This is a genomic window from Blautia sp. MSK18_10 (assembly GCF_020553185.1).
GTDB lineage: Bacteria > Bacillota > Clostridia > Lachnospirales > Lachnospiraceae > Blautia_A > Blautia_A wexlerae.
Genome location: NZ_JAJCGT010000037.1, coordinates 16,810 through 39,842, shown reverse-complemented (window position 1 = coordinate 39,842; position 23,033 = coordinate 16,810). Strand labels below are relative to the sequence as shown.

Here is a 23,033-nt window from a genome sequence, read left to right as displayed (position 1 = left end):
TAACATATTTAACTATGCAGAAAAAGCGGCTTGAAAAGCCGCTTTTTTCTACCTTCATCCATACCATTACTGGTACCGACTTGTGGTTCACTACACTTGGCGGTAAATACCCGTGACTGGACTTTCACCAGTAAGATTAGTGCCATGCTCGGCACACTAGAAAAAATGCCGTAACCCTTGTGGTTGCGGCATTTCTTTTCCTGTGATCGGCTCTTCTTTTTGTTTCCTTCGCTCTGTTGCCTACTTGTTACCTACCTGTTTGCCTATCTTGCCATTTTCAAGGCTTCTCACCGTGTCTCAAATTACTTTCTCATTTTTTGATCTAAACTAAGAAAAGTACCGCAGCCCTTGGAACTACGGTACTTTCTAGGTTTGTTGACTCTTTGATTAAAAAGGTTTGATTAGAACTTTCCAGCCTTAGCAGCTTCCTCGATGGAAACAGCTACTGCAACTGTCATACCAACCATCGGGTTGTTACCAGCGCCGATGAGACCCATCATCTCTACGTGAGCCGGTACAGAAGAAGAACCAGCGAACTGTGCATCAGAGTGCATACGTCCTAATGTATCTGTCATACCGTAGGAAGCTGGACCTGCTGCCATGTTGTCTGGGTGAAGTGTACGTCCTGTACCACCACCGGAAGCAACTGAGAAGTATTTCTTACCTGCTTCAAGACGTTCTTTCTTGTATGTACCTGCAACTGGATGCTGGAAACGTGTCGGGTTTGTGGAGTTACCTGTGATAGAAACGTCAACGTCTTCTTTCCACATGATAGCAACACCTTCCGGAACGCTGTTAGCGCCGTAGCAGTTAACTTTTGCACGAAGTCCTTCGGAGTATGCTTTTCTGAATACTTCTTTAACTTCGTTCTTGTATGGATCGTATTCTGTCTCTACATATGTAAAGCCGTTGATACGGGAGATGATCTGAGCAGCATCTTTTCCAAGACCGTTCAGGATAACACGTAATGGTTTCTGACGAACTTTGTTAGCTTTCTCAGCGATACCGATAGCACCTTCAGCTGCTGCGAAGGACTCATGTCCAGCCAGGAAGCAGAAGCACTCTGTTTCTTCTTCAAGAAGCATCTTGCCAAGGTTACCATGTCCAAGACCTACTTTACGTGTATCAGCAACGGATCCAGGAATACAGAATGCCTGAAGTCCTTCACCGATAGCTGCTGCTGCATCTGCTGCTTTCTTGCATCCTTTTTTGATTGCGATTGCAGCACCTACTGTGTATGCCCAGCAAGCGTTCTCGAAACAGATTGGCTGAATGCCTTTGATCTGATCGTATACATTAAGACCTGCGTCTTTTGTGATTTTCTCAGCTTCTTCGATAGAAGCAATGCCATAGCTGTTTAAAACAGAATTGATCTTGTCAATTCGTCTCTCATATGATTCAAATAAAGCCATTTCCTGTTACCTCCTAAATTATTCTTTTCTTGGGTCGATAATTTTAACAGCGTCTGCAACACGGCCATACTGACCTTTTGCTTTTTCCCATGCAGTATTCGGGTCATCGCCTTTTTTGATGAAATCAGTCATTTTTCCAAGGCTTACGAACTGATATCCGATGATCTCATCATCTGCATCAAGAGCAATACCTGTTACATAACCTTCTGCCATTTCAAGGTAACGAGGTCCTTTTTTCAGAGTTCCATACATTGTACCAACCTGAGAACGAAGTCCTTTACCAAGGTCTTCAAGTCCAGCACCTACTGGAAGTCCTTCTTCTGAGAATGCAGACTGTGTACGTCCATAAACGATCTGAAGGAAGAGTTCTCTCATAGCTGTATTAATCGCATCACAAACTAAGTCAGTGTTCAGTGCCTCCATAACTGTAAGTCCCGGAAGAATCTCGGAAGCCATAGCTGCAGAGTGAGTCATACCTGAACATCCGATAGTCTCAACCAGTGCTTCCTGGATGATACCCTCTTTAACATTTAATGTAAGCTTGCAGGCACCCTGCTGTGGTGCACACCAGCCAACACCGTGTGTAAGACCGGAAATATCTTTGACTTCTTTTGCCTGTACCCATTTAGCTTCTTCTGGGATTGGAGCGGCGCCATGATGAACGCCCTGTGCAACTGGGCACATTTCTTCTACTTCGCGTGAATAAATCATTGTAAAACTCCTTTCAAGTATAGATTAACTTCATGTTGTTATACTCGCCGCTGTACAGAACTGCTGAATGAACTGCACAGGGTAAAACTCTGATGTCTGCTGAATGACTTCAGAGGAGTATGCCTAACAACCTAGTGTTATTTTCTCACAAAAGTGCTGATTCGTCCAGTCATAAATTGTAAAATTTTTAACCATCTTTGATTTTTTTGTGGTAAAATAGTTCTAATTTCTATTAATGAAGGGATTTCTATTATGACAACAAAGTTACCTGCTTCCTTTCTCCCTGCAAAATTTCAGGTTCTGAGCGGAAGCGCTTTAAAATTAATTGCTATCACCCTGATGCTGATTGACCATACCGGCTTAATGATCCTGTATAATTATCCTGCCACAACTGCAACCCTTTTCAGTTTCGGCGGCGTGGATTACAGCTGGTATCGGATTTTCCGGGATATCGGCAGGGCCGCTTTTCCAATTTTCTGTTTTCTGTTAGTGGAAGGATTTCTGCATACACATAACCGTAAGAAATATGGCCTGAATCTGTTTCTATTTGCATGTATCTCTGAGATTCCATGGAACTTCATGTTTACCAACACCTGGAGATATGAAAAACAGAATGTATTTTTCACCCTGTTTCTGGGATACCTGGCATTCTGTGCCCTGGAATACTTCTGGGATAATCAGAAAATGCAGCTTGTCTGCGTGCTGGCACTGCTGACTGTCTCTGTGTTTCTGAAGGCAGATTACGGATGGCGGGGATTTGTATTCCTGCTGATCATGTACTGGTTCCGCAACGATAAAACCGCCCAGGCGATCATCGGAAGCTGCTGGCTTTACTATGAATGGAAAGCCTGCTTTGCTTTTCTTTCCATTAATATGTACAATGGTGAACGTGGATTTGTAAAAGGAAAATTTCTGAAATATGTTTTTTACTGGTTTTATCCGGTGCACATTACCATTCTGGTAATCCTGAGAAAACTTTTATTTCATATGTAATATCAGGTACAACAAATATCTTCTATCTCAAACAGACATAAAAATATAAAAGGGCAGGCTGTATGACTGAAATAATATCCTTCATACAACCTGCCTCTTCTATATTTTCAACTTTTCTTTTCTGCAATTTCTGTTTTTGACTTATAAATGTGATTTGCAGGTACGCAGCCTCTTACTGAGGAAAGTGGGTAAATGTTGCAGCAGCGTCCGATCACAGTTCCGGGATTTAATACGGAGCCGCAGCCTACTTCTACGTTGTCACCCAGCATTGCGCCGAATTTCTTCAGACCTGTTTCAATCTTCTCGTCACCGTCTTTTACAACTACCAGTTTCTTGTCAGATTTTACATTGGAACAGATGGAACCTGCACCCATATGGGATTTGTAGCCGAGAACTGCATCGCCTACATAATTGTAGTGCGGAACCTGTACCTTGTTGAAAAGTACCGCATTCTTTAATTCCGTAGAATTACCTACTACTGCACCCTCACCTATAATTGCTTTTCCGCGTATAAATGCACAGTGGCGTACTTCTGCTTCTTTACCTATGATGACCGGACCGTTGATGCAGGCTGTAGGTGCCACTTTGGCACTCTTGGCGATCCATACATCTTCTGACGGGTGGTCGTATTCTTCTTCACTTAAGGTCTGTCCCAGTTTCAGAATGAAATCTCCGATCTCCGGTAATACTTCCCATGGATATGTTTTTCCTTCAAATAAATCCTTTGCGATTGTTTCGTTCAGATCCAGAAGGTTTGCAATTGTAAAATCTTTTAACATAATATTTTCCTCTTTTCTCTCGCTATGATGACATGTTTTCTTTTATCTGTCACAAATGCATACTACTTTGAAGCAGACGGCTTTCTGCAGGTACGTGATCGTCCCGTTGCGGACGTTGATCTGCCTGTTGTTTTCGCACTGTTTTTTTCAGATGAATCCTTATAATTCACTGCTGCAGCATCAAAGAACTGTCTCAGATATGGCTGGATATTGCTGTCCTCCACCTGTCTGGTGCGAAGGCGCACAAAATGTTCCAGCTTATCCATATATTCCTGTTCTGTAATACTGCCCTCTGCCACATAATTCAGTCCTTTTTCCCAGCTTGCAGTCAGTTCCGGGTTCAGAAGCTGTCTGATGGAGCAGTTTACCACATCAAAGATCATCTCTCCAAGAAGGGTTGGAGTGATCACCTGGGTTTTCTTATTGAGTGCCAGATATTTGATATTGCACAGTTTCTTAAGAATTTCCGCTCTGGTGGCACTGGTTCCGATTCCGCAGCTTTTAATCTGGGCACGAAGCTCTTCGTCCTCGATCAGCTGACCTGCATTCTCCATTGCAAGAATCATAGAACCGGAATTATAACGCTTTGGCGGCGATGTCTCGCCCTCTTTGATACTCAGACTGTCCACAGAGAGTATATCACCTTTTTTCAGGTTCTGCAATGCGGCAAGAAGTCTGGTATCACACGCCATATCCTCAGCCGAATCATCAGCTTTGTTCCCGCCGTTTTTTCCTGTATCCGGATCTTCCTCTTCACTTCCCTCATTGCCGGCTGCGCCGGCTCTGTTTCCACCACTCATGGCATCTGCTGCTTTTCGCTTCGCAAAAGAATTTGTGGCAACTTTTAAGTACCCTTCATCCAGCAGTACTTTAAATGAAGAAAAGAAGCTCTCATTCTGAATTTTTGTCACAAGACTGATCTTCTGATATACTGCAGGAGGATAAAAAATACATACAAACCTTCTGACAATGGTCTCATATACACGCTGCGCAGTAAGAGAAACACTTCTCAATGCGTTTAAGCCCTGGCCTGTGGGTACGATTGCATAATGGTCTGTGATCTGCTTATCATTAACATATCTGGTCTTTGCCAGATTTTTGTAATTTCCCTGTTCAATAATGTGCTGTGCGATTTCCGCTGTATGTTCATAATTACGCAGACCGGAAATATTCTTATAAATTTCCTTTGCAGCCGCAGTAGACAACACACGGGCATCTGTTCTGGGATAAGTGACCAGTTTCTTTTCATACAGTTCCTGTACGATTTTTAATGTCTCATCCGGGCTGATCTTGAACAGCTTGGAGCACACATTCTGAAGCTCCGCCAGGTTAAATAAAAGCGGCGGATTCCTGTTCTCTTTTTTCCGCTCGATTTTCTCTACTGTACATTGCAACGGCTGACTCACAGACAGCTCCTGTATCAGTTTTTCAGCATAGGCTTTCTCTTTAAATCCGTTCTCTTTATACAGATAAGGAGTCTGGAAATATCTGCTGCCTTCCACAGCTCTCCATTCTCCCTCAAAATTTTCTCCCTCAAGGGCAATGCTGCTGAGTACGCGGTAAAACGGAGTTTTCACAAACGCACGGATCTCGCGCTCTCTTCGCACTACCATTCCAAGTACACAGGTCATAACTCGTCCTACAGAAATGGCCTGATATTTCGTATTTAAATAATTTGACACACTGTTTCCATAACGCAGTGTCAGTACACGGGAAAAATTAATTCCCATGAGATAGTCTTCTTTCGCCCGAAGATAGGCTGAAGCAGAAAGATTGTCATATGCCGACAGATCCTTTGCCTCTCTGATTCCTCTCATAATCTCTTCTTCTGTCTGGGAGTCGATCCAGACTCTCTTTTCTTTTTTTCCACGAACACCTGCCATCTGTGCCACCAGACGGTAAATGTATTCTCCCTCCCGTCCGGAGTCAGTGCACACATAGATAGTGTCCACATCCTCACGGTTAAGCAGTCCTTTGACAATCTCAAACTGCTTCTGCACTCCGGGGATCACTTCATATTTAAATTCGCGCGGCAAAAAAGGCAGGGTATCTAAACTCCACCTTTTATATTTGATATCATATTTTTCCGGGTAGCTCATGGTGACCAGGTGTCCCACACACCAGGTCACCACGCTGTCCTGAGATTCCAGGTAGCCATCCCGTCTTTGTCCGTTGATTTTCAAAGCTTTTGCGAATTCCTGTGCCACACTGGGCTTTTCGGCTATGTATAAAGCTTTTGACATATTATTTATCTGCACTCATCTTTCTGAGCGGCCATGCCAGCAACAGGGCACCGCCCACCATATTTCCTAAAGTTACTACTACCATGCTCTTTACCATGGCTCCAAGGGATAATCCATGTACCAGGCAGTATGCGGTAACAAAGATTCCCATGTTTGCGATGCAGTGCTCAAATCCACTTACAACAAATCCTGAGATACACATAACGATCATCAGGAATCTTCCTGCATCACTCTTTAATTTCATACCACAGAGCACACCGAGACAGACGAAGAAGTTACAGAGCACTGCTCTGAAAAACATCTGTCCGAGCGGAATACTCAATTTGTTTCCGATAAATCCTGCAAAATAATCTGCTGTTCCGGACGCTCCTGCACCTACAAACAACAATGCTAAAATTGCACATCCGACAAAGTTTCCAAGGTAGCTTACGCCCCATACCTTACCTGCCTCTTTCCAGCTCACCTGTTTATCATAGGCTCCGAACGCCATTACCATATTGTTTCCTGTAAAAAGTTCGCCGCCTACGAAGCTGATCAGAAGCACTGCAATGGAGAATACTAATGCCCCCATAAATTTTCCCCATTCAGGCATGGTCTTGGAGAATACGTTTCCAACTACATTACTGTAGATCATGGCCACATCAATAAAAAAACCCGCCATGATTGCACGTATGAAGTACTTGAAAAAGTTGGTATTCACCAGGTTACTCTTGGCTTTCGCCGCGTTTGACACTTTCTGTACATCTTCGTAATTCATAACTACACCTCCGCAATGTATTTTATTGAGAACATTATATCACCTGAATATCTGTTTCACAACCGAAATCGTCAAACAATTCAAGAATATTCTTCAGATTTGTAGTTACTGTTCACACACCACTATCTCGCGAGGTGTTTTGGCATGAATATGCCAAAATCCCGAGACATACAAGCCAAAATTCCATTGTCGCAGGAAAAAATGTCTGAAATTAAAGCTGAATTTTTTATTCGAATACAACTGCTTTATCCTGCAATTCTGTTACATATCCGATAACACCGCCGAAGATATCCATACCTGCAAGCTCTTCTGCAAGGGCATCGGCTTCTTCTGCCGGTACTGCAAGTAGAAGTCCGCCGGATGTCTGCGGATCAAATACCAGATCCTCCATCCAGAGTTCCTTAATCTCACTTCGTACTTCATCGCCTGCGAAGTCACGATTTCTGTATGCACCTTCAGGGATCAGCCCCATCTGTGCATATTCTTCAACACCCTCAATGATCGGAAGTTTCTCAGACTGGATCACCAGGGTTTTCCGGCTGCCTTTTGCCATTTCCAGACTGTGGCCTGCAAGACTGAATCCTGTTACGTCGGTACAGCTGTGGACCGTGTATTTAGATGCAATCTCTGCTGCATATTTGTTCAGCTTCGCCATGATCTTCTGGACTCTCTCAATTTCTTCCTGAGACGCCATTTCTGCCTTAATGGCAGTGTTAAGGATTCCACAGCCCAGCGGTTTGGTAAGAATAAGGATGTCTTCTGCTTCTGCACCGTAATTTTTCCACATTTTGTCCGGATGCACATAACCTGTTACACAGAGTCCGTATTTCGGTTCTTTATCATTGATAGTATGCCCGCCTGCAAGGACTGCTCCGGCTTCCATAACCTTATCTGCACCGCCGCGCAGGATCTGTTCCAAGACTTCCGGACCAAGACAGTTCGGAAATGCCACCACATTTAATGCCAGTTTCGGAACACCGCCCATTGCATAGACATCACTCAGTGCATTGGCTGCCGCGATCTGCCCGTACATATACGGATCATCCACTACTGGCGGAAAAAAGTCTACTGTATGGATCATTGCCAGTTCATCATTAATCTTGTATACTGCTGCATCGTCTGATGTCTCCGGACCTACCAGAAGCATCGGATCTGTAAATTTCGGAAGTTTGCCTACTACCTGCGCCAGAACTTTCGGGCCAATCTTAGCACCGCATCCGGCTGCACTGGCAAGCTGTGTAAGATGCACTTCACTTTTTTTCATTTCATTTCCCATAAGTCAGTTCACCCCAATTGATCTCCATATTCAGAATCTCCTCGTAACTGTTCAATACTTTCGTTACTGTAAACGGAGTGAACAGTAACGTACTTTCACAGCCGACAGACTGCCAAATAGTTACATATCTTCTATAACAAGAGATTCAGTGCTATCATTGTATCATGTTTTCACATATCCGTCAAAATGTGAACCGTTTACCATATATCAGGTATTCCTATAAATCTTTCCATTTTACGCAAGAATCCTATAAATCTTTTCATATTCCAGATCCTGTTCCTTCATATAGGAAGCTGTTTCTTCTTCGTTCTGTTCCCCACATTTCCACGCAAGGCCGCAGGAAGCTGATATTTCTCTTGGCACAGGGATCAGTCTGCCTGTAAATTTGTTTTTCTTACATTCCCTTTCCATGGCAATTGCCTGAGTGGTAGTTTCAAAAGTCACCACTGTTGTCAGAACTTTTTCTTTCATAATCCATCGTGTCCTCATAAAAAGAGGCACCGTTACCGGCACCTCTTTTATTATTTTCTATAAATTATTTCGCCTGGATATATCCTTTTGCTTTTAAGGTTTCAGCACAGAGAACTGCTCCGCCTGCTGCACCTCTGACTGTATTGTGGGAAAGTCCTACGAATTTCCAGTCATATACTGTGTCCTCACGAAGACGTCCTACAGATACGCCCATTCCATGTTCGAAGTTTACATCCTCTGTAACCTGTGGACGGTTGTCCTCTTCTAAGTACTGGATGAACTGCTTCGGAGCACTTGGAAGTCCTAATTCCTGTGGAAGTCCCTTAAACTCTACTAATGCTTTGATAAGCTGCTCTTTAGTAGGGTTCTTGCGGAATTTAACGAATACAGCTGCTGTATGTCCGTTCAGTACCGGTACACGGATACACTGGCATGTGATAACCGGTTCTGTAGCAGGTTTGATTACACCGTCTTCTACTTTACCCCAGATTCTTAATGGCTCTTTCTCGCTCTTCTCTTCCTCGCCGCCGATGTATGGGATGATGTTTCCAACCATTTCCGGCCAGTCCTTAAATGTCTTACCTGCTCCGGAGATTGCCTGATATGTAGTAGCAACTACTTCATATGGCTCGAACTCTTTCCATGCAGTTAATACAGGAGCATAGCTCTGGATAGAGCAGTTTGGTTTAACAGCGATAAATCCGCGTGTTGTTCCGAGACGTTTCTTCTGGGATTCGATTACATCGAAGTGTTCCGGATTGATTTCCGGCACTACCATCGGTACATCCGGTGTCCATCTGTGAGCACTGTTGTTGGAAACAACCGGTGTCTCTGTCTTAGCATATTCTTCTTCGATCTTCTTGATCTCTTCTTTTGACATATCTACAGCAGAGAATACGAAATCAACTGTTGCAGCAACCTTCTCTACTTCGTTTACGTTCATAACAACAAGATTCTTGACACCCTCCGGCATTGGAGTATCCATTTTCCATCTTCCGCCAACTGCCTCTTCGTATGTCTTTCCTGCACTTCTCGGACTTGCAGCTACAGTTACAACTTCAAACCATGGATGATTCTCAAGCAGAGAGATAAATCTCTGACCTACCATACCTGTAGCACCTAAAATACCGACTCTAAGCTTTTCACTCATAATATTTTTCTCCTCTTTATCTTCTGCCCGCGTCTCTACCCTTTCGCGGACATTTTTATCCAGGTGTCCTTATATTGCGTACATCTGTCTTTCTTGTACATACTATAACAAACCAAAATAAATTGCAAGCATTTTTTTAATTTTCTTCCAGATATTTTTTGTTCTCAGCGATCACTTTCTCCATCACGTCAGGTCCCGGTGCACCGATGGTCATACGTTTTTCCACACAGGTTTTCATACTGATCGCTTCGTAAATATCGTTCTCGAATACCGGGCTGATGGCTTTATATTCTTCAAGAGGAAGTTCATCCAGAGAAATCCCTTTATCAATACAGGTAAGCACCAGACGGCCTACAATGCCGTGTGCATCGCGGAAAGGTACTCCATGGTTCACCAGATAATCGGCTGCATCTGTAGCGTTTGTAAAGCCATTCTTTGCACTTGCTTCCATATTCTGTTTGTTGAACTGCATAGTAGAGATCATGCCTGTGAAGAGGGCAAGACATCCTTTTACAGTGTCAATGGCATCAAATGTAAGTTCTTTGTCTTCCTGCATATCTTTGTTGTATGCAAGAGGGATTCCCTTCATGGTTGTAAGGATAGATGTTAATGCTCCGTATACACGACCTGTTTTTCCTCTTACAAGTTCTGCGATATCCGGGTTCTTTTTCTGAGGCATGATACTGCTGCCTGTGCTGTAGGCATCGTCAATCTCTACAAAGCGGTATTCATTGGAGTTCCACATGATGATTTCTTCGCAGAAACGGCTCATATGCATCATAATTGTGGAGAATGCGGACAGAAGCTCAATCACATAGTCTCTGTCTGATACAGAGTCCATGCTGTTTCTGGTCGGGCCGTCGAAACCGAGAAGCTGTGCTGTATATTCTCTGTCAAGTGGATAGGTGGTTCCTGCCAGTGCGCCTGCACCCAGAGGACAGGTGTTCATTCTCTTACGGATATCTGCAAGTCTGCTTCTGTCACGTACAAACATTTCAAAATATGCACCTACGTGGTGAGCCAGTGTGACCGGCTGCGCTTTCTGGAGGTGTGTGAAGCCTGGCATGTATGTGTGGACATTCTCTTCCATGATCTTCTGAAGTACTTCGAGAAGTTTCTTTACCAGTTCGTCTGTCTCGTCAATCTCATCTCTTACATAGAGTTTCATGTCAAGGGCTACCTGATCGTTACGGCTTCTTCCTGTGTGAAGTTTCTTGCCTGCATCACCGATTCTGTCGATAAGGTTTGCTTCTACAAAGCTGTGGATATCTTCGTATTCGGATGTGATCTCGAGTTTGCCGGATCTTACATCTGCAAGGATTCCGTCAAGACCTGCTTCGATCTGATCTTTTTCTTCTGATGTCAGGATTCCCTGTCTGGCGAGCATTGCTACGTGTGCTTTGCTGCCTCTGATGTCCTGCTCATAGAATTTCTGGTCAAAAGAGATGGATGCGTTGAAGTTATATACAAGTTTGTCTGTTTCTTTTGTGAAACGTCCGCCCCAAAGCTGTGCCATTGTGTTATTCCTCGTTTCTTCTTTATTTTTGGTATTATTGCTTTTACGTGTTAGTGTAACATATTTTTTCAGTATTGCAAAGTAGTTAGTTTGGAATCATTCAAAAGGTACGTGAAGAAAAAGAAGGTGTGTTGGCTATATGTTACATAATTGTGGTTACTGCTTTATTTTCTATTTTCAGCCTCTCTTCGGGAATAGACGCAACCGCAGTAGTTCTGACGGTAGAGGTCGTATTCGTGGGATAGTTCGATGGAACGTTTGTAGCCGTTTTTTTTCTTGAAGTCAGATGGGAGGTGTTGGACGTGGTAGATTTCTGCCAGTTCTTCTCCGATTTCGTTGATCTTGGCTGCGTTTTTCAGAGGGCTGATGGAAAGGGTGGTGGTAAAATAGTCATAGCCGCCCTCTTCTGCCAGTTTTGCTGCTTCTTCCATGCGGAGGCGGTAGCATTTGAAGCAGCGTTCGCCACCTTCGGGTACGTCTTCGAGGCCTTTTGCCATCTGGAAGAATTCCTGTGGGTCGTAGTGACCCTCTATCAGTTTGACAGGGTGTTCAAATTCCATGGAGTTTACAAGACGGGTAATTTCATGGACTCGTTTGCGATATTCTTCTTCCGGGTAGATGTTTGGGTTGTAGTAGAATACTGTGATGTTGAAATATTTTGACAGGTATTCCAGTACGTAACTGCTGCAGGGTGCACAGCAGCTGTGGAGAAACAGGCTTGGGATCTTGTTATCTTTTTGCGCCTGATCTATAAGTTTTTCCAGTTCTTTCTGATAGTTTCGTTTATTCAACAGTATTATGATTTCCTTTCTGCATCTTCACAAATGCTTTTTATTTATAAGATGTAAATGCCTGTTCAGGCATTCTTTATTATGCCTTCGTAATGATTCTTTGTATTTTTTGACTTTCTGCACTCTCCTATTCGTTCGCCCATTTTTACGATAGTCTCATATCCCTCTTCTGTATTCTCGATCAGATCATAGTCAATACGGACTTTTCCCGGCTGGATGAGGAGGATTATTGTGGAACCTCCGAATTCGAAGTTGCCTTTTTCCTGGCCTTTCTTTACTGTGGCAGGATTTTTATGGAGATTTGTGATTTTTCCTACCATCATGGCGCCTACTTCCATCATGAGGATGGTTCCGAATTGTTTTGTTTTCAGCAGAGTGTATTCTCTGGCGTTTTCTTTGTAGATGGGATATACATCGTTTGCTGCAGGATTCACTGTGTGGAAAACGCCGGGCAGAGTTACATTCGCGGATTTTCTTCCATCTGCCACATAGCAGTAATGATGATAGTCATCTACTGTCAGTCTGAAAATCAGCGCATAGCCGCCTGTGTATCTCTCAGCAATTGCCTTATTCTTCAGAAGCTGTCCTGCTGTATATTCTGTATCTTTGATGCTGAAACGTGAGTCTGAGCTGATCCTGTGTACGGAAAGTTTTCCGTCACAGGGGCTGATCAGGATGTTTTCGCGCATATCGATCGGGCGTTCTTCTTTTCGGATGCGCCTTATAAAGAAGTCATTCCATGAAGAGAAGTTCTGTTTTTCGTAAATGCTCAGGTCAATCTTGTTGTTTTTTACAAAATCCGGTACAAATCTGGCAGAAAGTCTGGTGTTAAGCAGGACTCCCGCTGCCTTTGACACGAAAGGTCTGATCAGGAGTTTCAGGCAGAGTCTGCCACCCCGGTCATTATATAAATGCCGCAGGAATTTATCCTGCTCATTCTCTTCAATCGTGATATTTCCTTTTCTGTCAATATACTTCATTCGTATCTTCCCTCCATAAAAGTATAACCGCAGCCTCCCCGTTTCCCGGGAACCGCTGCGGCCAGTCAACAGTTATATTTATTTTATATCAAACGGAACATCTTCGCAAGTGCAAGTGCCACGACTGCAACCAGCAGGATGCGTACCGGATTCTGAGGTTTTTTTACCTTTATATCCAGAATAAAAAGCAGTCCCACGATAATTACTGCAATATGTATCACGATCAGGAAATAGAGTCCGCAATATCTTCTCATCAGATAAAGGAACGGCAGGATGATCGCCATGGATGTGATTGGAAGCCCCTGATAATACTGTCTGTTCTCAGAAGTCTCATTCTGTCTCTTTGCTTCTGAAACATTAAAATATGCAAGGCGGATGACAGATGCCACACTGTAAAAAATAAGCGCCCCAATCCCCGCCGGTGTATTCACACCCAGACAGTAACAGATCATTACCGGAAAAATACCAAAGCAGACCACATCACATAAGGAATCGATCTGAATCCCGAAATTCTTCTCATCATCCGTACGGTTCTTCTTTGTTCTGGCTATCTTTCCGTCAAACATATCACACAGTCCGGAAAGTGCCAGACAGAAAATCGCAACCTTAAAATCCCCCTCCAGAGCCCTGGTAATTCCAAATACGGAAATTCCCAGGCTTATATAAGTCAATATTACCGTATAATCATAAATTCCTAAAAACATATTTTCTCCCCCTACTTTTCTTCTTGTTCTTTTCTTCCTATTATGAAATACGCCACACAGGTCATCACTGCACTGATAAGCATCTGTGCATAATAGGAAATTCCTCTGCTGAGCAGCATTGCAGGAAGTAATGCTTCTCCGAAAACCGGTGCAAACATCACCAGATAAAGAGACTCACTGATTCCCATTCCTCCGGGTAAAGGCAGCATATCAACAGAGACAGATATGACAGACTGCAAAATCGTAAGGGTTATGATGGAATATCCATGAAATCCCAGCGAACGGTATACCCAGTATGTAACTGTAAATAACAAAATCCTCTGCGCCATAGTGATCAGTAACACTTTCAGGATCACCAGCTTGTGACTTGCCCAGAAAGCCGCAGTTTCATGATACTGATCCATAGACGCTTCCAGTTTCTCAAGCCGGGTTGTCTTTGGCTTAAGGAAACGGAAATGTTCAATAAGTTTCAGACCTTTTACCATGATCCATTTCGCCAGTCCAGGTGCAAATACAAGGATCATCATGAAAGTAACGCAGAAAATATTCAGGCCTACGCCCAGGTAAAACACCCACATGTACTGACCAAGATATCCTTCCAGAAAGCCTCTGCCAAAAATCCAGATTACAATTCCGATCACTACCAGAACCGCTTTATAAGTAATCGTGACAATCATCAGGACCAGCGTAGTGACAGGAATCGGAAGTTTATCCTTTTTCATAAAATAAATCTGCATTGGCTGCCCGCCGGATGCAGACGGTGTGATACAGCTGAAAAAGAATCCCACAAAAGAATACAGAGCACAATGCCCCATCTTTACTTTTGCTCCGAGAGTCCGCATCATATAGAAGATAATTACAGACTCGCCAAGTATGAACAGTACCACACAAACCACGCTGATCAGTAAGTAAACCGGATCTGCCTGCCGTACTGTATGAATAATCTCTCCCAGATCCTCTCCCTTAAATACCATATATACGGTAATGGAAAATATAAGGATCAGAAAAATGGTGTTAAATATTGCTTTCTTTTTGTTTCTCATTTGCTTACACTTTCTTATGCAGTTTTTTACAGCATTCGTCTGATTTCTATACCCGATTCATGTATGTCGTAGTGTCTGATATATGTGTATTTCTGATATGAAACACATAGTAAACAGTAACGTATTCCTTACAGAACATTTGCCCTCAAATACTATAGCAGCAAAAATACTATAGTTTATCTATTATATCATACCCTGACATTTCTGCATATCATAAATTATGAAAATATTCGTTACTGTTCACTCCGTTCACAGTAACGTAGCCAAAATTCATTCCAGATTGCCTGCGGCAATGGAATTTTGGCTTGTATGTCTCGGGATTTTGGCATATTCATGCCAAAACACCTAGTGTGCCAACAAGTTGATTTCTCGAACAATCTTGCGTCTAAATTTCTTATTTCCGCGTTGTCGTCGGTCGCCGTAGCCACCGCTACGCCTCCTTCCTCCGCCTTGAAATAAGAAAATTTATCCTGCAAGATTGTTTCAAGAATCAACTTGCCGGCGCACTAGCGGGATAGTTGGTGTGTGAACAGTAACAAATATTCGTTACTATTCACCGAATATGGAGGTATCTGTATGAAACCACTGCTGGATATTACAGATGTCAGTCTCTCCTACCACAGTTTATCAGGGGAAACCCCTGCCCTTTCTCATATATCCTTTCAACTGATGCCAGGTGAATTTCTCGCCATCGTCGGACCGTCAGGCTGTGGAAAGTCCACGCTGCTGAATCTGATCTGTGGTCTGCTCCGGCCGGAACAGGGACAGATTCTTCTGGACGGCACGCCGGTAACTTCCGGTGACTGCCGTATCGGATATATGCTACAAAAGGATCATCTGCTGGAGTGGCGGACAATTTATAAAAATGTTCTTCTCGGACTGGAAATCCGCAGGGAACTCACTGCCGAAAAACTTGCTTATGTAAATCAGCTTCTCTCAGATTACGGTTTGGACAAATTCCGCTCTGCTCATCCGTCTGAATTGTCCGGAGGAATGCGCCAGAGAGCTGCACTGATCCGTACTCTGGCATTAAAGCCGGAACTTCTTCTGCTGGATGAACCGTTCTCTGCACTTGACTCTCAAACCAGACTCAGCGTAAGTGATGATATCGGCAGAATCCTGCATCAGGAAAAAAAGACTGCGATCCTTGTCACCCATGATATTTCAGAAGCGATCAGCATGGCAGACCGGGTTATCATTCTTTCTCCAAGGCCTGCCATTATTCGTAAGATTGTGCCAATTTGTTTTGATCTGGAGAACCGTACTCCTATGGCTTCCAGAAATGCGCCTGAATTTAAATCTTATTTCAATCTTATCTGGAAGGAGCTGAATCATGATGTCTGAAATCTCATATCATCAACAACAGTATATCCGACATCAGAAAAGAGAAAAGAAACTTGTTCTTTTTTTGCGGATATTTATTCTTCTTTTCTTTCTGGTGTTGTGGGAAATCTCCGCCAGGACCGGGCTGATCGATTCTTTTATCTTCAGCAGTCCGGTAATGATCTGGCACAGCTTCTGCAGTATGTGCAGAGACGGCTCTATTTTTCCCCATCTCTCTGTTACAATTACGGAAACACTGGTCAGTTTTCTGTTCGTTGTTGTTCTGGGTGCAGGGATGGCAGTTCTGCTGTGGACCTGTCCCAGACTTGCGAAGATCACAGAGCCTTATCTCGTAGTACTGAACAGTCTTCCGAAATCTGCTCTGGCACCTTTGCTTATTGTATGGCTTGGTGCCAACGAACGGACGATTATTGTCTGCGGTATGTCGGTTGCTATCTTTGGTTCGATTTTGAATCTGTATACAGGTTTTGGTGAAGCTGACCCGGAAAAACTGAAGCTTATTGAGACGCTGGGCGGTGGGAAGAAAGAAAAGCTTATGAAGATTATTCTTCCGTCTTCTGTACCGTTACTGCTCAGTGTTATGAAAGTTAATATTGGTCTGTGTCTGGTTGGTGTTATCATAGGCGAATTTATCGGTGCCAGAAAAGGGCTTGGCTACCTGATCATCTATTCCAGCCAGACCTTTAAGCTTACCTGGGTACTGATGTCCATTATCATTCTGTGCATCATCGCTATTATCCTGTACGTACTCCTTGGACTGATTGAAAAACGCGCCCGCAGATAGTTGTTAATTTTTAACCGCTATTTTTTATAACGAAACGGTTTCGGAAACAGATTCAATATCTGAAAAAATTTTGCTGCAAAAAGAAACCCGGAAGATCATCGAGTTCCACTTAACTGGACACTCCTGAACTTCCGGGGCTTCTCTTATCTCTGACTGTCTGTCAGTTATTCTGTTTTTAAACCAGCGCCTCTGTCCGGTTACTATCATGTTCCGACCAAAGCGCCTGATAATGTGTATATCATGAATTATTCTTCTCCAAGGCTCTCCACTGCCTCTGTGAAATCCTGTATCAGATCTTTTATATCTTCGATACCCACACTGATACGGATCGTGTCGTCGTACACTCCAGCCTCTTCCATTGCCTCCGGCGTACTGTGGATATAAATTGTAGACGCCGGATGAATTACCAGAGTTCTCACATCACCGATATTGGTTGCAATCTTTACATATTTCAGATGATTGATCAGCTTATACGCCCGTTCTTTGGAACCTGCACGGATAGTCAGAATCGCTCCGCCCTTTCCACTAAGCTGTTTTTCTGCCAGTTCATGATATGGACTGGACTCCAGCAGCGGATAGTTGACAGATACACCTTCCAGCTTCTCCAGTGCCTGAGCAAGCCGGAAAGCGTTATTACAGACCCGCTCCATACGAAGACCAAGTGTCTCCATTCCGATAATATTCAGATAAGCGTTCATCGGAGCCAGACAGCCGCCCATGTTTCGCCAGATTCCGTTCCTCAGTTTCACAAGATAAGCAAACTTTCCGTATTTCTTATATTCCTTCATTCCCGGATAACGTTCCGGACTCCAGGAAAAGTTTCCGCTGTCAATGATAATTCCACTGATGGCATCTCCACTTCCATTTATATATTTAGAAGTAGAATGCACCACTACATCCGCACCATACTGAATCGGATTAATCAGATACGGAGTCGAAGTTGTGCTGTCTACAATCAGCGGTACTCCTTTTCCATGAAGAAAATCTGCTGTTTCCCGGACATCCATTACATTCAGTGCGGGATTTCCTACTATTTCACCAAACACTGCTCTGGTCTTATCTGTAAGAAACGGCTCGATCAGCGCCATCTCTACCCTCGGTATAAAATGTACTTTGATTCCGAATGCCTCCAGATCATGAAGCAGATCCAGTGTACCTCCGAACAATGCACTTCCTGCGATTACCTCATCCCCTGCCTGCAGGATATTAAGTAATGATAATGTAACCGCTGACATTCCGGAGGAACAGGCTACACCTCCAATCCCGCCTTCTAATTCATTTACTCTTCGCTCAAACGCATCTACTGTCGGATTCGCAATCCTGGTATATGCAAATCCCGGTGCCCGATTCTGGAATACTTTTTCCAACTGTTCTGAAGATTCATATGCAAAAGCATTTGCCAGGCTGATAGGCGGCACTGTTGAACCATTCGCATAATTGTCTACTGCTTTTCCGTGTAATAATTTAGTCTGAAATTCCATGAGCATATTCCCCTTGTAAAATATAATAATCTCCGGACTAACGGTATGTTTTCTGTGATATATCGTTTCCCTGTTTTTAGTAATTCCATAGTGTTTTGATATGAATAGTAGTATATATTTTTCATATAAATCTGTCAATAAATTTTCTTATATCAATTATTTATATATACATATAGTTTTTGTCTATATTTTGTTATTTTTCTATAGAAATAATTTAGTCTAAAATCAACATCTTTTTCCATATTGTCGAAAAAACATAGCTTTTTCTATCTTTATCTGGTAAAATTGATATATAGCAATCCTCTAAAATAATGCATCTTAATATAGAGCGTATTTGAAAAATCATTTACAAGGACTGCTATAGATTATTATTTCAGTCAAACGACATATCTGAAAATGAATGTCCTGAAATGTAATTCCACTACATAAGATTCATAACAGAACGGAAGGAGGCCCTTTATGAAAACAAGGAAAAAATGGTTAAGAAAAACAACCGCTATCTGTACTGCAGCACTTCTTGGTACTGCTGCAATTCCATCTACAGCATTTGCAGCAGACAGCTACGCTTCCATTGAAAAAGATGCATGGGCAAAAAAGGTCACAGAAATGGCATCTTCTTACGCTACATCTATAGAAGAAAGCCAGTCTCTGATGTCAGGAATGCAGAGTGACATGATTCTGAAATTTGAAGATTCCGGACGCTCACTGCTGGGGTTTGTCGCACCATTTGATGTCTCCTGGCTGGACAATGTCACACTTTCCAATGATATCTCTTTTACAGAAGGAAAAGAAGGTATTCTGATGAAGGTCCTTCTTAATGATAATAAAATCTGTACTCTGGAATATTATCTTGATCCGGACAGCCAGGATATTTATATGCGCATCCCTGAACTCTCTGATAAATATTTCAAGACCAATCTGGAAGAAGCCGCAGACCAACAGGCTGCCAATATTGAAAATGATCTTGAAGAATTAACCCCTGATGATTCAGATGCAGATATTCCGACAGACAATTTCGCTTCCGCTTATTCTGATAGTCTCAGCCTGACTGTTTCCATGATGTCTGATCTGTCAGCAGCAGCTCCAGAAGCTTCTGTAGTAGAAACACTTCTGGATAAATACGGATCTATGCTTTTTGACAATGTAACAGAAGGCGAAAGCAGTCAGGAAACTCTGACAGCAGGTGATATCAGTCAGGACTGTACAGTATATGAAGGCCAGATTTCAGCCGAAGACGCTGTAAAAACTGCAACTGCAATCCTGGAAGAAGCAAAATCAGACAGTGATATTGAGAACATCCTCGATACCTGGACAAAGAAACTCTCAAGTAACGAGGACCTGCATGAAAGCTTTACCAAAGCTGTAGAAGACGGTCTTGATTTTCTGAAAGATGCAGATACCGGTGATTCCGATGATTCTCATCTCAACACCAGAATCTGGGTTGATGAGACCGGCAGAATTGCAGGACGTAAAATTGAGTTTCAGGAAGGTGATAAAATAACTCCTGTTCTGAACTGGCAGATGACCAGGGACGGCTCAGACTTTGGCTATCTTCTCTCCATTGAAACAGATGATTCCGGCACACTCTCCCTGTCCGGATCCGGTCAGATTGATGGCGGTAAATTAAACGGAACCTATAAAATTTCTCAGGATGATACAACCGCAGCTGTTATCGAAGTAAAGGACTACGACACCGAATCTGCAAAAGAAGGTTACTTAAACGGTAACTATACTATCACCTTCCCTGCTGATTCTTCAGAAGATACAGATTCTTCTCTTTCTATGCTCGAGAACTTTGCACTTGTATTAGATTTAAATTCAGCAAAAGATTCTGGTTCTGTTGCACTGTCCGTTGAAAGTGCAGGAAGCACTCTCGGAAGCTTCACTGTTACTTCCGGTGCAGGCGAATCTGTTGAAATTCCGGACCTTACGGCTCTGGGAGATGTTTATGACGTAACCAATGAAGATGATATGAGTGCCTACGCAGCTACACTCGACCTCACTACACTTATGGATAATCTGTCCAATGCAGGCGTTCCGGACGAAGTCATCACTTATGTTCTCAGCGGCGGAAGCAATTCCGATGCCGAAGATGTTACTGATGAAAATGCCTCAGAAGCAGAGTCTGATGCTGAGTCTGCTGAAGCAGGCGCAGCCTGACTTAGCAGCTTTATCACTATCGTCTACTGCAGCAGACGGTTCCAGTAATACTTTATCCCGATACCTACTACTACTGCTGTTATAAATTCACAGATCCAGAACGCATTCCACACAGCATCTGCCCCGGCAAAATAGCACAGCAGATAAGCTGCCGGAATGATCACTATAATATATCTTAATAACGAAATCACCAGGGACTGAGCACCTTTGCTCAGTCCTTCTAATGCACCGGAAGCTGTAACAGAGATGGCAGATGGGATAAACCCGATACTGATAATCTGTAATGCTGCAGTGCCAAGTCTTACAGTTTCCGGGTTCTCAGTAAACATTCCCATCAATGTCTCTGATGCTGTAAAGCAGATGATCGTTCCTACCAGCATGATCATACCATTCAGAAGCACAGAAATCCCAAAAAGTTTCTTTACCCTCTTTATTTCTCCTGCTCCGTAATTATATCCTATCAACGGGCGCATTCCCTGGACAATGCCGCTTGCAGGCAGATACAAAAAAGTCTGAAGCTTATAATAGATTCCCAGAACCACTACATAGCTTCCGGAAAAAGCCGATAATATCTGATTCAGGAAAGAGATCAGAACTGACGGCAGGGCAATATTCAGGATTGCGGGAATCCCTACCATATACAGCTTCCCGTCCAGGTTCCTGTTAAGTTCCAGATATTTCCTGCTGATCTCCACCGGAATACTACACTTCTTATATGCGATCAGATATACAATAACTGTAAATACCTGGCCAAGACCAGTTGCCAGTGCTGCACCTCTGATCCCCATTTCCGGAAAAATCCCCACTCCGAAAATCAGCAGCGGATCCAGGATAATATTGGAAATACAACCGATCATCAGGCTGATCATTGTCAGTTTCATTCTGCCCACAGCCTGAAAAATCTTTTCGAAGGACAGGCTGATCATGATCACTGTGGAAAATGCAAATGCAATGGTTGAATACTGCACACCAGATGAGATCACTTCCTGCTCTTTTGTAAACATACTGAGAAATACAGGCATAAACGGAATACAGATTACTGTAAAAATAATTCCATGGATAATATTAAAGAGCATACCATGGGTAGCTGCTATATTCGCATTTTTAATATTTTTTGCTCCCAGTTGAAAAGAAATCTGTGCATTGATTCCCACACCGAAACCAATGGCAACTGCATTAATAAAGTTCTGTACAGGAAATACCAGAGACAGAGCTGTCATCGCCTGCTCACTGATCTTTGCCACAAAAAAGCTGTCTACGATGTTGTACAGTGAATTCACCAGCATAGACAGTACCATAGGCATTGCCATAGATGCCAGAAGCGGCAGAATCGGTTTTTTCTTCATAAAAGTATTGTTCATTCTTTTTTCCTTTCTCTGTTTCATTGCAACAAAAAACGCCACACAATTATCTCTACATTGCTGTATGATAATCGTGCGGCGAAAAGAGTTCATGTTTGTCACAAGACTGAAAAATCCACACCAGTTTTGGTGTGATAAACATATCACAATTTATTTCCTGCTGTCAAGACTTTTTATCCATTTTACTGCGTTCTCCTGATTCGGTGCTGAATACGGCACTGCAATGCATACAGGATCGTAGATTACACCTAATTCCTGTTCAAGCTCACTGTCAGTAATGGAAATGTGCGTAGTATCTGTCTGCATTCCAAACTTCTCAAAAGCTTCCTCACCCATCAATTCCTTCAAATCTGCAAATGGCTCATTCTTCTTCAAAGTCTGATAAAGCTTCTCCGGCATAACCATAATATCAATGGAACCTGCCTGAATCTGTGCCACATAAGCCATCTGTGCATTATAATCAAATTCTGCCATTTCAGAGTCCGTAGTAAGATTCACGCCTATCTCTACTTTGCTATAGGGATCATCTTTGTACCCAAGTGTTTCTTTGATTTTCTGCTCAGGAGTTTCCGTATCATTTGCCATTGAATTTACCACTGTCATGGACAGAACTGTTTTTATTTTGGACTGTTCATAGTAATCCTTTATTCCGAATATAAGAGCAATCACTGCGATCACTCCGAAAATAGCCGGTTTATAATACATCCAGATATATTCCAGCTTTTTCTTTGGCCCCATTCCCTTTAATTTTTCTTTCTCAATCAGACGTCTTTCCTTCTTTGACAAATCCGATTCATTCTTAATCTCCGGATTCAGCACGCTTTCATCGTGCTCTTCTGCCTGTTCTGCTCTGTTCTTACTCTGGTTCTTGTCCTGATTTTTATCTGCCATTCTCTCTCCTTTGTATTTTCTGCATAATGATTTTCGGTAACTGTTCAGCAATCCGCCATTCTGCGAAACACCGAACGGTTACGTTCATAAGATTTACTGATTACTATATCACATTTTCCATTATGTGAACAGTTATAATTCCCGCGGTTCCTGAAGATAACGTTACTATGTTACTGTTCATTCCAT

Annotated in this window: 20 protein-coding genes; 4 read left to right on the top strand and 16 right to left on the bottom strand. The window is 42.9% G+C overall.

The features are described from left to right. Positions 1 to 401: 401 nt before the first annotated feature. A complete protein-coding gene (locus LI074_RS13475) occupies positions 402 to 1,412 on the bottom strand; it encodes a GGGtGRT protein (protein WP_008707497.1) in 1,011 nt (336 codons plus the stop codon). A gap of 18 nt (positions 1,413 to 1,430) precedes the next feature. Continuing rightward, entirely contained in the window at positions 1,431 to 2,123 is a 693-nt protein-coding gene (locus tag LI074_RS13470) for an iron-sulfur cluster assembly scaffold protein (protein WP_008707498.1), read from the bottom strand. A gap of 252 nt (positions 2,124 to 2,375) precedes the next feature. On the opposite strand from LI074_RS13470, the gene LI074_RS13465 reads away from it, so the two are divergent. Next, a complete protein-coding gene (locus tag LI074_RS13465; protein ID WP_062807528.1) occupies positions 2,376 to 3,116 on the top strand; it encodes a TraX family protein in 741 nt (246 codons plus the stop codon). 107 nt (positions 3,117 to 3,223) lie between these two features. Here the strand turns inward: LI074_RS13465 and LI074_RS13460 are convergent, their stop codons facing one another. The 11 genes from LI074_RS13460 to LI074_RS13410 form a co-directional block, all read right to left on the bottom strand. Beyond that, positions 3,224 to 3,895 (bottom strand): UDP-N-acetylglucosamine pyrophosphorylase, encoded by a 672-nt coding sequence (locus tag LI074_RS13460; RefSeq protein ID WP_062807527.1) that lies wholly within the window; start codon positions 3,893 to 3,895, stop codon positions 3,224 to 3,226. Positions 3,896 to 3,957: 62 nt separating this feature from the next. After that, positions 3,958 to 6,138, bottom strand: coding sequence for a DNA topoisomerase (locus LI074_RS13455; protein WP_161276612.1), 2,181 nt, complete (start codon positions 6,136 to 6,138; stop codon positions 3,958 to 3,960). 1 nt (position 6,139) lies between these two features. Beyond that, positions 6,140 to 6,895 (bottom strand): formate/nitrite transporter family protein, encoded by a 756-nt coding sequence (locus tag LI074_RS13450; RefSeq protein ID WP_265107678.1) that lies wholly within the window; start codon positions 6,893 to 6,895, stop codon positions 6,140 to 6,142. A gap of 226 nt (positions 6,896 to 7,121) precedes the next feature. Then, positions 7,122 to 8,159, bottom strand: a complete 1,038-nt coding sequence (selD, locus tag LI074_RS13445; RefSeq protein WP_173697915.1) for a selenide, water dikinase SelD — start codon at positions 8,157 to 8,159, stop codon at positions 7,122 to 7,124. Positions 8,160 to 8,405: 246 nt separating this feature from the next. Beyond that, positions 8,406 to 8,642, bottom strand: a complete 237-nt coding sequence (locus tag LI074_RS13440; RefSeq protein ID WP_008707504.1) for a DUF3343 domain-containing protein — start codon at positions 8,640 to 8,642, stop codon at positions 8,406 to 8,408. Between the two features lie 64 nt (positions 8,643 to 8,706). After that, on the bottom strand, positions 8,707 to 9,792 hold the full coding sequence (gene asd / locus LI074_RS13435) for an aspartate-semialdehyde dehydrogenase (RefSeq protein ID WP_173697834.1): 1,086 nt from the start codon (positions 9,790 to 9,792) through the stop codon (positions 8,707 to 8,709). Positions 9,793 to 9,928: 136 nt separating this feature from the next. Beyond that, on the bottom strand, positions 9,929 to 11,308 hold the full coding sequence (gene argH / locus LI074_RS13430) for an argininosuccinate lyase (RefSeq protein ID WP_173697833.1): 1,380 nt from the start codon (positions 11,306 to 11,308) through the stop codon (positions 9,929 to 9,931). Between the two features lie 164 nt (positions 11,309 to 11,472). Further along, positions 11,473 to 12,102, bottom strand: a complete 630-nt coding sequence (locus tag LI074_RS13425) for an epoxyqueuosine reductase QueH (RefSeq protein WP_118330344.1) — start codon at positions 12,100 to 12,102, stop codon at positions 11,473 to 11,475. Positions 12,103 to 12,164: 62 nt separating this feature from the next. After that, positions 12,165 to 13,079 (bottom strand): phosphatidylserine decarboxylase, encoded by a 915-nt coding sequence (locus LI074_RS13420; protein ID WP_055058253.1) that lies wholly within the window; start codon positions 13,077 to 13,079, stop codon positions 12,165 to 12,167. Positions 13,080 to 13,162: 83 nt separating this feature from the next. Beyond that, entirely contained in the window at positions 13,163 to 13,783 is a 621-nt protein-coding gene (locus tag LI074_RS13415) for a CDP-alcohol phosphatidyltransferase family protein (protein WP_055058254.1), read from the bottom strand. An 11-nt stretch (positions 13,784 to 13,794) separates the two neighbouring features. Then, positions 13,795 to 14,826, bottom strand: a complete 1,032-nt coding sequence (locus LI074_RS13410; protein ID WP_055058255.1) for a lysylphosphatidylglycerol synthase transmembrane domain-containing protein — start codon at positions 14,824 to 14,826, stop codon at positions 13,795 to 13,797. Positions 14,827 to 15,402: 576 nt separating this feature from the next. Here LI074_RS13410 and LI074_RS13405 point away from each other — a divergent pair. Then, positions 15,403 to 16,170, top strand: coding sequence for an ABC transporter ATP-binding protein (locus LI074_RS13405; protein WP_173697832.1), 768 nt, complete (start codon positions 15,403 to 15,405; stop codon positions 16,168 to 16,170). After that, positions 16,163 to 16,954: an ABC transporter permease gene (locus LI074_RS13400; RefSeq protein ID WP_334296849.1), complete on the top strand. Its 792-nt coding sequence runs from the start codon at positions 16,163 to 16,165 to the stop codon at positions 16,952 to 16,954. The genes LI074_RS13405 and LI074_RS13400 overlap by 8 nt, the downstream gene beginning before the upstream one ends. A 245-nt stretch (positions 16,955 to 17,199) precedes the next feature. On the opposite strand, the gene LI074_RS13395 is transcribed toward LI074_RS13400, so the two are convergent. After that, positions 17,200 to 18,435, bottom strand: a complete 1,236-nt coding sequence (locus LI074_RS13395) for an O-acetylhomoserine aminocarboxypropyltransferase/cysteine synthase family protein (RefSeq protein ID WP_173697830.1) — start codon at positions 18,433 to 18,435, stop codon at positions 17,200 to 17,202. A 459-nt stretch (positions 18,436 to 18,894) separates the two neighbouring features. Here LI074_RS13395 and LI074_RS13390 point away from each other — a divergent pair, with 459 nt between their 5' ends. Then, positions 18,895 to 20,595, top strand: a complete 1,701-nt coding sequence (locus LI074_RS13390; RefSeq protein WP_173697829.1) for a hypothetical protein — start codon at positions 18,895 to 18,897, stop codon at positions 20,593 to 20,595. Positions 20,596 to 20,618: 23 nt separating this feature from the next. Here LI074_RS13390 and LI074_RS13385 read toward each other — a convergent pair whose 3' ends face one another. Beyond that, positions 20,619 to 21,956: an MATE family efflux transporter gene (locus tag LI074_RS13385; RefSeq protein WP_055058283.1), complete on the bottom strand. Its 1,338-nt coding sequence runs from the start codon at positions 21,954 to 21,956 to the stop codon at positions 20,619 to 20,621. 150 nt (positions 21,957 to 22,106) lie between these two features. Next, positions 22,107 to 22,847: a hypothetical protein gene (locus LI074_RS13380; protein ID WP_008707524.1), complete on the bottom strand. Its 741-nt coding sequence runs from the start codon at positions 22,845 to 22,847 to the stop codon at positions 22,107 to 22,109. Positions 22,848 to 23,033 lie beyond the last annotated feature (186 nt).